The sequence below is a fragment of the Amycolatopsis sp. NPDC004747 genome (genome assembly GCF_053601335.1).
Window position 1 is genome coordinate 180378 of the sequence record NZ_JBSGBQ010000010.1, and the last position, 13884, is coordinate 194261.

The window sequence follows — 13884 nt, forward strand, 5'->3', positions numbered from 1 at the left end:
CCGTCCACAGTGCTTCTCGGAAGCGGCAGCGAAGGAGGACGCCCATGTCGCACGCAATCCAGGCCGAGGGCCTGGTCAAGACGTTCGGGGACACCAAGGCGCTGGACGGGGTGGACCTCGAGGTCCCGTTCGGGCAGGTCGTCGGGGTGCTCGGGCCGAACGGCGCGGGCAAGACGACCGCCGTCCGGATCCTGGCCACGCTGATGAAACCGGACGCGGGCAGAGCCACGGTCGGCGGCTACGACGTGGTCACCGACCCGGTGCGGGTCCGCAGCCTGATCGGGCTGACCGGGCAGTACGCCTCGGTCGACGAGGACCTCAACGGCATCGAGAACCTCGTCCTGATCGGACGGTTGTACGGCTACTCCCGGGCCGACTCGAAGGCCCGCGCGACGGAGCTGATCGAGCGGTTCGAGCTGACCAAGGCGGCCAAGCGGCCGATCCGGACGTACTCGGGCGGCATGCGGCGGCGACTGGACCTCGCGGCCAGCCTGGTCGGCCGGCCCGAGGTGCTCTACCTCGACGAGCCGACCACCGGGCTCGACCCGCACGCCCGCAACGAGGTGTGGGACGTCGTCCGCGGCCTGGTCGCCGAGGGCGCGACGGTGCTGCTGACCACGCAGTACCTGGAGGAGGCCGACCAGCTGGCCGACAAGATCACCGTGTTCGACCACGGCCGGGTCGTCGCCGACGGCCGGGCCGACGAGCTGAAGCGCCGCGTCGGCGGGCAGACCCTGCAGGTGCGGCCGACCCAGCTCGCCGACATGGACGCCGTCAACCGGATCCTCGGCGACCTCACCGGCGTCCGGCCGACCCGCGACGACTCGACCGGCCTGCTCACCGCGCCGGTCAACGACCCGGTGCTGCTGTCCACCCTGGTCCGCAAGCTGGACGAAGCCGGGATCACCGCCGACGAGCTGGCGCTGCGGCTGCCCAGCCTCGACGAGGTGTTCCTCGCCCTCACCGGGCACACCGCCGAACAGTCCACCGAAGCCGACAAGACCCTCGAAGGGAGCCTGGCATGACGACGCTGGCCCTCGACCGCCCGGCCCCGCCGCGGCACATCAGTCCCGCAAAGGGCTTCCAGCACGCGCTTTCGCTGGCCTGGCGCGGCATCCTGAAGATCCGCAAGAACCCCGAACAGCTCGCCGACGTCACCCTGATGCCGATCATCTTCCTGGTGATCTTCGTCTACCTGTTCGGCGGCGCGCTGTCCGGCTCGATCGACGCCTACCTGCAGCTGGTCGTGCCCGGCGTCATCGTGATGAACATCCTGCAGGCGTGCCTGACCGTCGGCGTGCAGCTCAACACCGACGTCACCAAGGGCGTGTTCGACCGGTTCCGCAGCATGCCGATCGCCCGCTCGGCACCGCTGATCGGCGCGGTGCTCGCCGACGTCGTGCGGTACGTCGTCTGCCTGACCGTGCTGATGATCGTGGCGACGATCATGGGCTACCGGATCGCGACCAGCCCCGGCGAGTTCGCGGTGGCGATCCTGCTCGCGCTGGCGTTCGGGCTGAGCTTCTGCTGGGGCTCGGTGTTCGTCGGCATGCTGATGAAGACGCCGGGCTCGGCGCAGGCGCTGATGTTCGTCTTCATCATGCCGCTGACCTTCGGCAGCAACGTGTTCGTGCAGACGAACACCATGCCGGGCTGGCTGCGGGCGTGGGCGGACATCAGCCCGGTCAGCCTGATGGCGAACGCGCTGCGCGGCCTGATGAACGGCGGCGCGGTGGCCGGTCCGCTGGCCGGCGCGCTGGCCTGGATGGCCGGCGCCGTGGTGGTGTTCTTCCCGCTGGCCACGTGGGCCTACCGCCGGCGGGTGTGAGGGCGCGGAGACACGGGGGTGTTCCGCACCAGGGGAAGCCGTGAGCGGGGAACGGGTTGGGGAACCTGTTTCCCGCTCACGGGCGTCGTCAGCCCAGTTCGGCCAGCAGCCAGGCGATCGTGTCCTGTTTGGACTGCCTGCGGAAGTCGCCGTGGCGTTCGTCGTAGTCGGGAAGCGCCGCGCGCAGGGTGTCGATGAGCGCCCGGACCTCGGGACTGCCGAGGTCGAGCCGGCCGCGGATCACGGCGGAGGCGGCGAGCACCCGCGCCGCCGTCTCGGGACGGCCCTGCCGCTCGCGGATCATCGCCAGCAGCTCCACCGCCCCGGCCAGGTCCGGCATGTCGCCGCGCCGGTTCGTCGCCCGGATCGCGATGGCCGCGTGCGGCTCCGCGTCGTCGGCGCGGCCCTGGGCCAGCAGGATCCGCGCCTCGAACGCGTGGATGAACTCGTCGCCGATGCCGCCGGGGAACCAGTCGTCGCCGCTCATCGCGGCGACGCGGTCGAGCAGCGCCCGCGCCTCGGCCAGCCGGCCCGTGCGCAGCAGCAGTTCGAGCCTGCCGAACATCAGGATGGCCCGGTGCTGCAGGTTCGTGATGCCTTCGCCGTAGCGCTCCGCGGCCTCCTGATCGCGCCAGGCCCCTTCGAAGTCCCCGGTGCGGGCCCGCTCGACGGCCAGCCGCCACCAGTGCTGCACGGCGTCCTCGTAGGACCGCAGCTCCATCGACAGCGCCAGACCCTGCTGGTAGATCTCGATGGCCTTGGCGCTGTCGCCGTTCTGCGACAACGCGTACGCCTTGAAGCTCAGCGTCATCGCGATGCCCCAGCGGTCGCCGACCGCCTCGAACCCGGCGTGGGCCAGGTCGCGTGCCCGGTCCGCGCCCTCCACGTCCCCCGCGTCGTCGAGCAGGAAACTCTCCACCCAGTGCGCGCCGGCGCGCGTCCACGGGTCCGTGTGCCCCGCGGCCCGGCGCACCTCGCGGACGGCGATCTCGCGGTCGCCGCCCAGGAAGGCCAGCATCGGCAGGGCCACCGCGAGGCCCGGGTAGCGGTCCACCGCGGCACTGCGCACGCAGTCGTCGACCAGCTGGAGGATCTCGGGCTGGTCCGACCGGATCGGGATCGCGTCCATCAGGTAGCAGAGCGCCCGGTACGCGGCCAGGACCGCCGGGGGCAGCCGGTCGCCGAATTCGAGGGTCTCGCGCAGCAGTGAACCGATCCGGCCGCCCTGGCCGAGGATGGTCAGGTACCAGAACATCCCGTCCAGCAACGCGACCGCGTTGTCCACATCGGACATTTCGATCGCGCCGCGCAACGCCGCGATCATGTTGGCGCTCTCGGCTTCGTACTGGTCGATTGCCTGCAGCTGGTCGGCCGTGCGCAGCGTCGGTTCCAGCCGCTGGGCGAGCTCGGCGTAGTAGCCTGCCATCGCCCGGCGCGTCCGGTCGTGCTCCCCCGACTCCACCAGCCGCTCGGTGGCGTAGGCCCGCAGCGTCTCGAGCATCCGGTACCGCGGCTCGCCACCCGTGCCGACGCTGTCCACTATGGACTTCTCGACCAGGCTGCCGAGCACGTACGGCACGTCCGCGGCGGGCAGCAGCTCGTCGGCGCACACGGCCTCGATCGGCGCCAGCTCCGCGCCGCCGGCGAACACCGCGAGCCGCCGGGCCAGCACCAGCTCGGGCTCGGCCAGCAGCTCCCAGCTCCACTCGACGACCGCGCGCAGCGTCCGCTGCCGCGGCAGCGCCGTCCGGCTGCCCGAGGTGAGCAGCCGGAACCGGTCGCCGAGGCGGCCGGCGATCTGGGCCACCGTCATCGACCGCAGCCGCGCCGCGGCCAGCTCGAGGGCCAGCGGCATGCCGTCGAGCCGTCGGCAGATCTCCCCGACGTGGTCCACAGTGGACTCGTCGAGCACGAAGTCCGGCCGGACCGCGGCGGCCCGGTCGAGGAACAGCCGGGTGGAGTCGAGCTCGGCGGACTCCGCGGGCGCGGCCCGTTCCGCGGGCACCGGCAGCGGGCCGAGCGGGCACAGCGCCTCCCCGGTGATGGCCAGCGGCTCGCGGCTGGTGGCCAGGATCCGCAGCCGCGGCGCCCGGTGCAGCAGCTCGTCGGCCAGCCGCGCGGCGACGTCGACGACGTGCTCGCAGTTGTCCAGCACCAGCAGGGCTTCCTCGCCGCCGAGCACCTCGACCGCCTGTTCCACCGGCGTCGGCTGGCGGCGGTTGATCTCGGTCTCGGCGCGGATCTCCCGGACTTCGAGCGCGCCGAGCAGCGCACCGGGGACGTCGTCGGGGTCGCGGACGCCGGCCAGCGCGGCGAACCAGACCCGGCCTCGCTGGTGCGCGGGGTGCCGTGACGCCGCTTCGGTGGCCAGCCTGGTCTTGCCCGCCCCGCCCGGGCCGGTCAGCGTGACCAGCCGGGCGCCGCCGAGGAGCTCGGCCAGCAGCTTGAGCTCGTCGTCCCGGCCGACGAACGTGGTCAGCCGGGTCGGCAGCCGGTCGGCCACCGGGGCCGGCGGCGCGAACTCGCCGCGCAGCGCGGCGACGTGGATCTCCTGCAGCTCGGCCGAGGGGTCGACGCCGAGCTGGTCGGCCAGCGTGCGGCGGATGCCGGCGTAGACGGCCAGCGCCTCCGACTGCCGCCCGGCCGCGCACAGCGCGCGGATCCGCAGCCCGGCGAGCCGTTCGCGCAGCGGGTCGGCGTCGGCCGCCGCGGTCAGGTCGGCCAGCACCCCGGCGTGCTCGCCCAGCCGGATCAGCGCTTCGAACCGGTCTTCGGCCGCCTCGGCCCGCAGCTCGGTGAGCCGCCGGGCCGGAGCCTGCGCGAAGGGCGCGTCGAGGACGTCGGCGAGCGCGGGGCCGTGCCACAGCGCAAGAGCCTCGGTGAGCAGGGCGGCCGCGTGCGGGTCCCGGCCCGCGGCCAGCTCGCGGCGGCCCTCGGCGGCGAGCCGTTCGAACCGCTGGGCATCGACGTCACCGGCGGCCACCGCGAGCCGGTAGCCGCCCGGCCCGGACTCCACGGGCACCGGCAAGGCCTTGCGCAGCCGCGAGACCAGCGACTGCAGGGCGTTGGCCGCGTCGGACGGCGGCCCGGCGCCCCAGAGCCCGTCGACGAGCGCGTCGGCCGGCACCGCGCGCCCGGCGTCGAGCGCCAGCCTGGCCAGGAGCATGCGGAGGCGGGCGCCGCCGATGTCGATCGGCGTGCCGTCGTCTTCCGCCGCCCGCAGCGGACCCAGCAGCGCAACGCGCATGCGTCCAGCTTTCCAGACGGCGGACCGCTGCCGGGGCGGGCCGACGGAAGTGCTGATTATCCGGACATATGAGACACGTCCTCCCGGTTCACCCGTTCGTGGCGATACGTTGCGGACGATGCCCATCCGCATACGGACAGGAGCGTTCATGAGGGGACAGAAACCGGTCGTGGTGGCCGCCGCCGTGGTCGCCGGCCTCTGCCTCGGCACCGGTGTCGCCGCGGCCGGCGACGGCTGGGGCGCACCGAAGCCCGGCAGCGACGGCGCCGGCGACAGCTACTACCCGCAGGACGGAAACGGCGGCTACGACGTCGCCGACTACCACCTCGAGGTCACCTACGACCCGGCCTCGCACCAGCTCACCGGCAACCAGGAGATCGCCGCGCGGGCGACGCAGTCGCTCAGCTCGTTCAACCTGGACCTGCACGGCCTGACCGTCGACTCGGTGCAGGTCGACGGCCGGGAGGCGCAGTTCAGCCGGACCGGCGACCACGAGCTGGTCATCACTCCCTCGCGAGCGCTGTGGCGCGGCCAGCGCTTCGGGGTGAAGATCGCCTACCACGGCGTGCCCGCGCCGATCGACGACCCGTCGCTCGGCAACAACGGCTGGCAGTTCGCCCGTGCGGGCGGCGCGTTCGTCGCCGGCGAGCCGAGGTCGGCCACGACCTGGTACCCGGTCAACGACACCCCGCTCGACAAGGCCACGTTCCACCTGGCGATCACCGTGCCCGACGAGTGGGGCGTGATCGCCAACGGCCGCGAGAAGCCGTCGTTCAAGGCACCGGGCGGCACCACGCACGTCTGGGCCGAAGAGACGCCGATCGTGCCGTACATGACGACGGTGGCGATCGACAAGTGGACGTTCGACCGCCAGAAGCGCAAGGACGGCACCCCGATCGTCAGCGCGTTCGCGCCGGGCACCCCGGATTCGACCAAGCAGGCGGAGGGGCGGCTGCCGGAGATCCTCGACTTCCTCGAGTCGAAGTTCGGCAAGTACCCGATCGACGCGGCGGGCGGCATCTTCCTGAACGAGCAGATCGGCTTCTCGCTGGAGACGATGAGCCGGCCGATCTACTCGGCGGGCTGGGCGGGCACGGTGCCGACGATCGTGCACGAGAACGCCCACCAGTGGTACGGCGACTCGGTGGCGGTCTCGCACTGGCGCGACGTCTGCCTCAACGAGTGCTTCGCCTCCTACGCCACCTGGCTGTGGGACGAGGCGAAGGAGGGCGTCGACCTGAACGCCCAGTACGCGAACGACGTCAAGACGGCGCCGGCGCGGCTCTGGAACGGCAAGCTCTACGACATGGGTCAGGGCAACGAGTTCACGTACGTGTACTCGAAAGGCCCGATGATGCTGCACGCGCTGCGCAACTACATCGGTGAGCAGGCCTTCTCGTGGGTCCTGAAGACCTGGCCGTCGCTGCACCGCGACGGGAACGCGAGCATGCAGGAGTTCCAGCGGTTCACCGAGTTCGCCGCGCACCGGAGCCTCCAGGGCTTCTTCGACGCGTGGGTGTACGGCGCCGGCAAGCCGGCCGACCAGTACCTCTACCCGGGTGGGCTCAAGCCCGCCGCCTGAGCGCGGAACGAGCGTCGAGGCCATCCCGCGGACGTAGGGTGGCCTCGACGCTCGTTTTGGGAGGGACCATGGCCAGGGTGCTGATGACGGGGTTCGCCCCGTTCGGCGGTGAGTCGGTCAACCCGTCGTGGCAGGCGGTTTCGCTGGTGGGCGCGCGCCGGGACGACGTCGCGGCGGTGGAGCTGCCCTGCGAATTCGAAGCTTCCCTGCCGGCGCTGCGGCGGGCGTTGACGGAGCACCGGCCGTCGCTGGTGGTGTGCGCCGGCCAGGCGGGTGGCCGCGCCGAGGTGACGCCGGAGCGGGTGGCGATCAACCTGATCGACGCCCGCATCCCGGACAACGCGGGCGCCCAGCCGGTGGACGTCCCGGTCGTCGCGGACGGCCCGGCGGCGTACTTCACGACGTTGCCGGTGAAGGCGTGCGTGGCGGCGATCCGCGCCGCGGGCGTGCCGGCGTCGGTGTCCCACACGGCCGGGACGTACGTGTGCAACCAGGTGTTCTACGGGCTGATGCACCTGCTGGCCACGGAGTTCCGGGGCGCGCGCGGCGGGTTCGTGCACGTCCCGTTCAGCCCGGACCAGGTCGCGGCGGCGGGCAAGGCCGAGCCGTCACTGGGCGTCGACCGCATCGCCGACGCGCTGGAAGCCTTGGCGGACACGGCATTGCGGGTGACGGCGGACCTGGCGACCAGCGCGGGCGCGGAGCACTGACGCGCCCTCATCCGCAAGATGCCTCTTCAACCACGCGAGTTCCGCCCCCGATCACGCGAGTCACGTCCGCAATCACGCGAGTCGCGGCCCGGCGCTCGTGATCTGACGCACACCGTCCGCAAAGCACCCTGCCGGCTGATCGAACGGTGGTTGCATGTCCGGACGCGCAGCCCGAAGAAGAGGTGAGTGATGATCGGATTCGAGACCGACCTGCAGGACCTGCGGGACTCGGCCGGAGCCCTCCAGAGCGCGGCCGACGCCGCGGAAACCGCGTCGAACGGCCTGCGCGGCACCGACGTGCCCGTTTCCTCCGGTGGCGGCAGCGGCCTCTTCGGCGGCATCACCGGGATGATCCCCGTCCACAACGCCTTCGGCCGCACGCTCGGCATGCCCGCCGTCGCCGCGGCCTACAACGACCACCTGGCGAAGATCCAGCAGCTGGTCGCGCGGCTGCACCAGACCACCGCGGACACCGGCCACGCGCTGATGCGGGTCGCCGAGCTGTACGAGAAGGCCGACGAAGACTCGAAGCGGCACGTCAACCGCGCGGCCGCGGGCCTGGAGGGGAACTGACGTGGACGGCTACTTCGACACCGGGCTCGACGCCCAGCCGATGTCCGGTGGCGACGACCGCCGCGCCGAGCTCCTGGAAGGCGTCTCGGAGGACCTGAAGCAGGGTGCGAACGACGCGCTCGACGCCCTGGAGATCCTGCGGGTGACCGACTGGCTCGTCGGCTTCGTCGCGGCCGGCGTCGACTTCGAGAAGATGCAGGACGACGTCGCCGCGGTCTACCGCGAGTTCTCCGACGCCGACATCGACCACGACTCGGCCGAGGGCCTCCAGCACCTGATCATGCGGCACGACGCCGTCTGGAAGGCGCTGCAGCGCGACTCGGGCCCGAAGCTCGACGACGCCCGGCAGTTCCTCGACGTCTGGCGCGGCTCCGCGGCCAACGCCGTCAAGGCGTACCTGAACGACCTCGCGGACACCTTCACCCAGGTCGAAACCAAGATCACCATCCTGGAGGCCGACCTCGTCGCCGCGCGCGAGGCCATCGCTTCGGCCCGGCAGGACCTGAGCAACCTCGGCTACACGTTCAAGAAGACGGCGGAGGACTACCAGAAGTCGCAGGAGCAGAAGCGCGAATCGGCCATGTCGAAGGTGCTGGCGGCGACCTTCGCGGGCGCGGTCACCGGGCTGCTCACCGTCGCCACCGCCGGCGCGGGCGCCGCGGCGGGCGCGACGATCTTCACCATGGCCAACGGCGCGATCGTCGCCGGGAACGCCGCCGGCGGCGCCATCACCGCGGCCGTGGCCAACCAGGCGGAGATCACCGGCGACAACGGGTTCGACCTGTACGAAAGCTTCATGGACAGCGCGGGCAAAATCCGCGACGGCGCCGCCGACGCCGCGCAGACGCTGGCGGACCGCATCGGCGACGAAGCCGTCGACCTGCCGAAGATCCCCGACGCGCCGGACGTCAGCCCGGGCTCGAGCTTCGACCCGGACAACTTCGAGACCGACCACACCTCGCGGCAGACCGAGAAGAACGTCCGCGACGCGAACGTCGACATCGCCCCCGACGGCCAGGTGTCCAGCGGCGCGACGCACGTCGGGAGGCTGGATGGCTGACGGCCCGGACCGCGAAGCCCTCCTGGCCGAACTGTCCGCGCTGTCGGCGACGGCGACGTCCGCCGACGGCGCGGTGTCGCTGTCGGTCAACACCGACGGCGTGCTGACCCGGCTGCGGCTGACCGACGCCGTCTCGGGGATGTCGCCGTCGGAGATCGCGGACGCCGTCCTGCGCACGTACGTCGAGGCGCAGCGCGAGTCGGCGAAGCGGACCGGACAGCTGCTGGCGCCGCTGGGCAGCGGCGGCTACCTGATGGACCGGCTGCGCTGGCGGGTGCAGTTCGAACCGGCGCCGACGCCGGCGCCGGTGGCCGCGCCTGCCGCCCCGGCGCCGCCCGCGGAGGACGGCAAGGTGCTCAAGGACCGGTCGTCGGACACCCCGGCCGAGCCGCCGCCGGCCGGCCCGGTCGCGGACGACGACTGGTACGGCCGCGGCATGCGGCTCGACCGGGCCTGGTGAGTCAGGCCGGCTTGATCCGGCTGTTGAAGCCGGCGATCAGCTCCTCGAGGCGACGGGGTTCTTCCGTGAAGTAGATCGCGGCCACCCGGCGCTCCGCCACGCCGAAGAGCACGATCGACGACCTCTTGTCGGCACTGGCGACGTACTCGCCGTGCAGCCCGCCACCGTCCCAGGTGCCGCGGCCGGCGGGCGTCAGCTTCGTGTTCACCTCGATGTATTCGGTGGTCACGCCCTGGTAGTAGCTGACGCTGCCGCCCGTGAAGGCGCAGATGACCGAGAGCTGGGCGCGCAGCAACTGGGCGAAGTGGTCGTTCTCCTTGCAGGTGCTCCGGTCCGGGACGGAGCCGGCCAGCGAGCGCAGGCACGGGGTGAAGCCGGCCCGGTCGCGCTCGGTCGTCTGCGTGCAGTCCGCCGCGGCCCGCGCGGCCTGGTCACGGATGACGAACACGACGATGGTGGCCACGACCGCGGCGACCAAGAGCACGGCGAGCGCGAGGAACCAGGGCTTGCGCTTCCGGCGCGGTTCCGGTGGCGGCGCCGGCTGCGGTGGCACCGCCTGCTGCTGCCACGGTTGCGGCCGCGGCGGCGTCACCGGCGGGCGGACGGGCGCGAAGGCGGGCACGGTGAGGTCGCTGGTGGTGCCGAGCGGCACGTGGTGCAGCCCGAACGCGACGGCCGTCTCGGGCTGGTCCTGCGTGGTCGGTGCGACGCCCAGCTGCCGTCCGAGCAGGGTGGCCAGCAGCGGCATCCGGCTGGGCCCGCCGACGAGGTAGACCCCGGCGAGCTGCGCGGGGGTGAGGCCGGCCCGGCGGATCGTGGCGGCGAGCAGTTCGGCGCTGCGCAGCAGGCTGGGCCGCACGAGCGCCTCGAGCTCGTCCCGGCTGACGAGCACGTCCCCGAACGGATCGGCCATCGGCACGTGGGTCTGCGTGTGCCGCGAGAGGCTTTCCTTGGCGTCACGGACGTCCTGCAGCAACGCCCGGCGCGTCCGGCGGTCGGCGGTGGTCTGCGGGCGCAGGAGCCGTTGCCACTGCGCCGGATCGGCGTGCGAGACGGAGCGTCCGATGTGGACGAGCAGGGCCTGGTCGATGTCGAGGCTGCCGAGATCGGGCAGGCCGTCCTCGGCGAGCACGGTGAACCCCTGCCGGGTCACCCCGACGACGGCGCAGTCGAAGGTGCCTGCCCCGAGGTCGTAGACCCCGATGGGCCCGCCGGCCCGGCTGCCGAGGCTGGCGTAGTGCGCGGCGGCGGCCACCGGTTCGGGGATCAGCCGCACGTCGGCGAGCCGGGCCTTCGCCGCGGCGGCCGAGAGGACGTCCTGCCGGCTCGCGCCCCAGCCGGCGGGGTGCGAGATCCGGGTCTGCGCGGGCGGGTGGCCGAGCTGCCGTTCGGCCTCTTCCCCCATCCTGCGCAGCACGGCGGCGAAGGCGTCGGCGACGTCGACCTCGGTTTCGCCGAGCCGGAGGCGGCCTTCGTCGATGCGCCGCTTCGGGTTCGGTTCGAACCGGCTGGGATCGAGCCTCGCCCGCCGCTCGGCGTCCTGGCCGACGACGAGCAGGCCGTCGTCGTTGACGTAGACGGCGGAGGACATGGTGACCGAGCCGTCGACCTCGATCGCCCGGGGTCCCCGCCCGAAGGCGGAGAGCACGCCGACCGTGCTCGAAGTCCCGAAGTCGATCGAGAGCACGTCCACGCGGATTCCCCTCCCAAGGTCCGCGGGCATCGTCTCATGCGCCCGGAACGCCGAAGGGCGGCTCCCCACTCGGGGAACCGCCCTCCGGCGAACCACTCAGCCGAGATCAGTCGTTCTCGGCTTCGCCCTGCTCCTCGTGGCCCGCGCCGATGCTGACCGGCGGGGCGTCCGGGATGGACGACGGGCGACGCTCGCCGCGGAAGGTGAACCGCGCCTGGTCGTCCTTGTCCTCCGGGTTGCCGCTCCAGCCCTCGACGTCGACCAGGATGATCTGGCCCGGCTCGACCTCGCCGAAGAGGATCTTCTCCGACAGCTGGTCCTCGATCTCGCGCTGGATCGTGCGGCGCAGCGGCCGCGCACCCAGCACGGGGTCGAAGCCGCGCTTGGCCAGCAGCGACTTGGCCTTCGCGGTGAGCTCCAGCTCCATGTCCTTGGCCTTGAGCTGCGTCTCGACCCGGCCGATCATCAGGTCGACCATCTGGATGATCTGTTCCTGCGTCAGCTGGTGGAACACGATGATGTCATCGATCCGGTTCAGGAACTCCGGGCGGAAATGCTTCTTCATTTCCTCGTTGACCTTCTGCTTCATCTTCTCGTACCGGGTGCCGGTGTCGTTGGACCCGGCGAACCCGAGCGAGACAGACTTCGAGATGTCCGAAGTGCCCAGGTTGGACGTGAAGATGAGGACCGTGTTCTTGAAGTCGACCGTGCGGCCCTGACCGTCGGTCAGGCGGCCGTCCTCCAGCACCTGCAGGAGCGTGTTGTAGATCTCCTGGTGCGCCTTCTCGATCTCGTCGAACAGGACCACCGAGAACGGCTTGCGACGCACCTTCTCCGTCAGCTGGCCGCCCTCTTCGTAGCCCACGTAGCCCGGAGGGGCACCGAAGAGCCGCGAAGCGGTGTAGCGGTCGTGGAACTCGCCCATGTCGATCTGGATGAGCGCGTCGTCCTCGCCGAACAGGAACGAGGCCAGCGCCTTCGACAGCTCGGTCTTACCGACACCGGACGGGCCGGCGAAGATGAACGAGCCCGACGGGCGCTTCGGGTCCTTCAGGCCCGCACGCGTACGGCGGATCGCCTGCGAGACGGCCTTGACCGCGTCCTCCTGGCCGATGATGCGCTTGTGGAGCTCGTCCTCCATGCGCAGCAGCCGGGTGGTCTCCTCCTCGGTCAGCTTGAACACCGGGATGCCGGTCCAGTTGGCCAGCACCTCCGCGATCTGCTCGTCGTCGACCTCGGCGACGACGTCGAGGTCGCCGTCCTTCCACTGCTTCTCCCGCTCACCCTTCTGGCCGAGGAGGGTCTTCTCCTCGTCACGCAGGCGGGCGGCCCGCTCGAAGTCCTGCGCGTCGATCGCGGACTCCTTGTCGCGGCGGACGTTCGCGATCTTCTCGTCGAACTCGCGCAGGTCCGGCGGCGCGGTCATCCGGCGGATGCGCATCCGGGCGCCGGCCTCGTCGATCAGGTCGATCGCCTTGTCCGGGAGGAACCGGTCGTTGATGTACCGGTCCGCCAGGGTCGCGGCGGCGACCAGCGCCGAGTCGGTGATCGAGACGCGGTGGTGCGCCTCGTACCGGTCGCGCAGGCCCTTGAGGATCTCGATCGTGTGCTCCAGCGACGGCTCGCCGACCTGGATCGGCTGGAACCGGCGCTCGAGGGCGGCGTCCTTCTCGATGTACTTGCGGTACTCCTCGAGCGTGGTCGCACCGATCGTCTGCAGCTCACCGCGGGCGAGCATCGGCTTCAGGATCGAAGCCGCGTCGATCGCGCCCTCGGCGGCACCCGCCCCGACCAGCGTGTGCAGCTCGTCGATGAACAGGATGATGTCGCCGCGGGTCTTGATCTCCTTGAGCACCTTCTTCAGGCGCTCTTCGAAGTCACCGCGGTAGCGGGAGCCGGCGACCAGGGAGCCCAGGTCCAGCGTGTAGAGCTGCTTGTCCTTGAGCGTCTCGGGCACCTCGCCCTTGACGATGCTCTGCGCGAGGCCCTCGACGACGGCGGTCTTGCCGACGCCCGGCTCGCCGATGAGCACCGGGTTGTTCTTGGTCCGGCGGGACAGCACCTGCATGACCCGCTCGATCTCCTTGCCGCGCCCGATGACCGGGTCGAGCTTGCCCTCGCGGGCGAGCACGGTCATGTTGCGGCCGAACTGGTCGAGGACCAGCGACGACGACGGGGTGCCCTCACCGCGGCCGGAACCGGTTTCGGTGGACTCCTTGCCGCCCTGGTAGCCCGAGAGCAGCTGCAGCACCTGCTGGCGGACCCGGTTGAGGTCCGCACCCAGCTTGACCAGGACCTGCGCGGCGACGCCCTCGCCCTCGCGGATCAGGCCGAGCAGGATGTGCTCGGTGCCGATGTAGTTGTGGCCGAGCTGCAGCGCCTCGCGAAGCGACAGCTCCAGCACCTTCTTGGCGCGCGGCGTGAACGGGATGTGCCCGCTCGGCGCCTGCTGGCCCTGGCCGATGATCTCCTCGACCTGCTGGCGCACGCCCTCCAGGGCGATGCCCAGCGACTCCAGCGCCTTGGCGGCGACACCCTCACCCTCGTGGATCAGACCCAGGAGGATGTGCTCGGTGCCGATGTAGTTGTGGTTGAGCATCCTGGCCTCTTCTTGAGCCAGGACGACCACCCGCCTCGCGCGGTCGGTGAACCTCTCAAACATGTGCACTCCCTCGACTGCTGCGCCGGCGGCCCGTTTCCATCGTGCTTTCACCCGCGATGGATTCAGCAC

At 71.5% G+C, this 13884-nt stretch carries 10 protein-coding genes; 7 read left to right on the forward strand and 3 right to left on the reverse strand.

The window, feature by feature from the left end; translation table 11 throughout:
• Positions 1–44: 44 nt before the first annotated feature.
• Complete coding sequence (locus ACWEGE_RS18295; RefSeq protein WP_449661635.1) at positions 45–1025, forward strand: ATP-binding cassette domain-containing protein; 981 nt, start codon at positions 45–47, stop codon at positions 1023–1025.
• Complete coding sequence (locus tag ACWEGE_RS18300; protein ID WP_449661636.1) at positions 1022–1828, forward strand: ABC transporter permease; 807 nt, start codon at positions 1022–1024, stop codon at positions 1826–1828. The genes ACWEGE_RS18295 and ACWEGE_RS18300 overlap by 4 nt, the downstream gene beginning before the upstream one ends.
• Before the next feature lie 88 nt (positions 1829–1916).
• Here ACWEGE_RS18300 and ACWEGE_RS18305 read toward each other — a convergent pair whose 3' ends face one another.
• The gene (locus ACWEGE_RS18305; protein WP_449661637.1) at positions 1917–5075 is read right to left on the reverse strand and encodes a BTAD domain-containing putative transcriptional regulator; all 3159 of its coding nucleotides are present in this window, start codon (positions 5073–5075) and stop codon (positions 1917–1919) included.
• Positions 5076–5223: 148 nt separating this feature from the next.
• On the opposite strand from ACWEGE_RS18305, the gene ACWEGE_RS18310 reads away from it, so the two are divergent.
• From ACWEGE_RS18310 to ACWEGE_RS18330, 5 genes are all read left to right on the forward strand, one after another.
• Positions 5224–6657: a M1 family metallopeptidase gene (locus ACWEGE_RS18310; RefSeq protein WP_449661638.1), complete on the forward strand. Its 1434-nt coding sequence runs from the start codon at positions 5224–5226 to the stop codon at positions 6655–6657.
• Positions 6658–6725: 68 nt separating this feature from the next.
• Entirely contained in the window at positions 6726–7367 is a 642-nt protein-coding gene (gene pcp / locus ACWEGE_RS18315; RefSeq protein WP_449661639.1) for a pyroglutamyl-peptidase I, read from the forward strand.
• A 189-nt stretch (positions 7368–7556) separates the two neighbouring features.
• Positions 7557–7940 (forward strand): hypothetical protein, encoded by a 384-nt coding sequence (locus ACWEGE_RS18320; RefSeq protein ID WP_449661640.1) that lies wholly within the window; start codon positions 7557–7559, stop codon positions 7938–7940.
• Between the two features lies 1 nt (position 7941).
• On the forward strand, positions 7942–9000 hold the full coding sequence (locus tag ACWEGE_RS18325) for a hypothetical protein (protein WP_449661641.1): 1059 nt from the start codon (positions 7942–7944) through the stop codon (positions 8998–9000).
• The gene (locus ACWEGE_RS18330) at positions 8993–9460 is read left to right on the forward strand and encodes a YbaB/EbfC family nucleoid-associated protein (RefSeq protein WP_449661642.1); all 468 of its coding nucleotides are present in this window, start codon (positions 8993–8995) and stop codon (positions 9458–9460) included. The genes ACWEGE_RS18325 and ACWEGE_RS18330 overlap by 8 nt, the downstream gene beginning before the upstream one ends.
• 1 nt (position 9461) lies before the next feature.
• Here ACWEGE_RS18330 and ACWEGE_RS18335 read toward each other — a convergent pair whose 3' ends face one another.
• Together ACWEGE_RS18335 and ACWEGE_RS18340 are read right to left on the reverse strand one after the other, a co-directional pair.
• The gene (locus tag ACWEGE_RS18335; RefSeq protein WP_449661643.1) at positions 9462–11153 is read right to left on the reverse strand and encodes an Hsp70 family protein; all 1692 of its coding nucleotides are present in this window, start codon (positions 11151–11153) and stop codon (positions 9462–9464) included.
• Positions 11154–11259: 106 nt separating this feature from the next.
• Positions 11260–13815, reverse strand: coding sequence for an ATP-dependent Clp protease ATP-binding subunit (locus tag ACWEGE_RS18340; RefSeq protein WP_003075196.1), 2556 nt, complete (start codon positions 13813–13815; stop codon positions 11260–11262).
• Positions 13816–13884 lie beyond the last annotated feature (69 nt).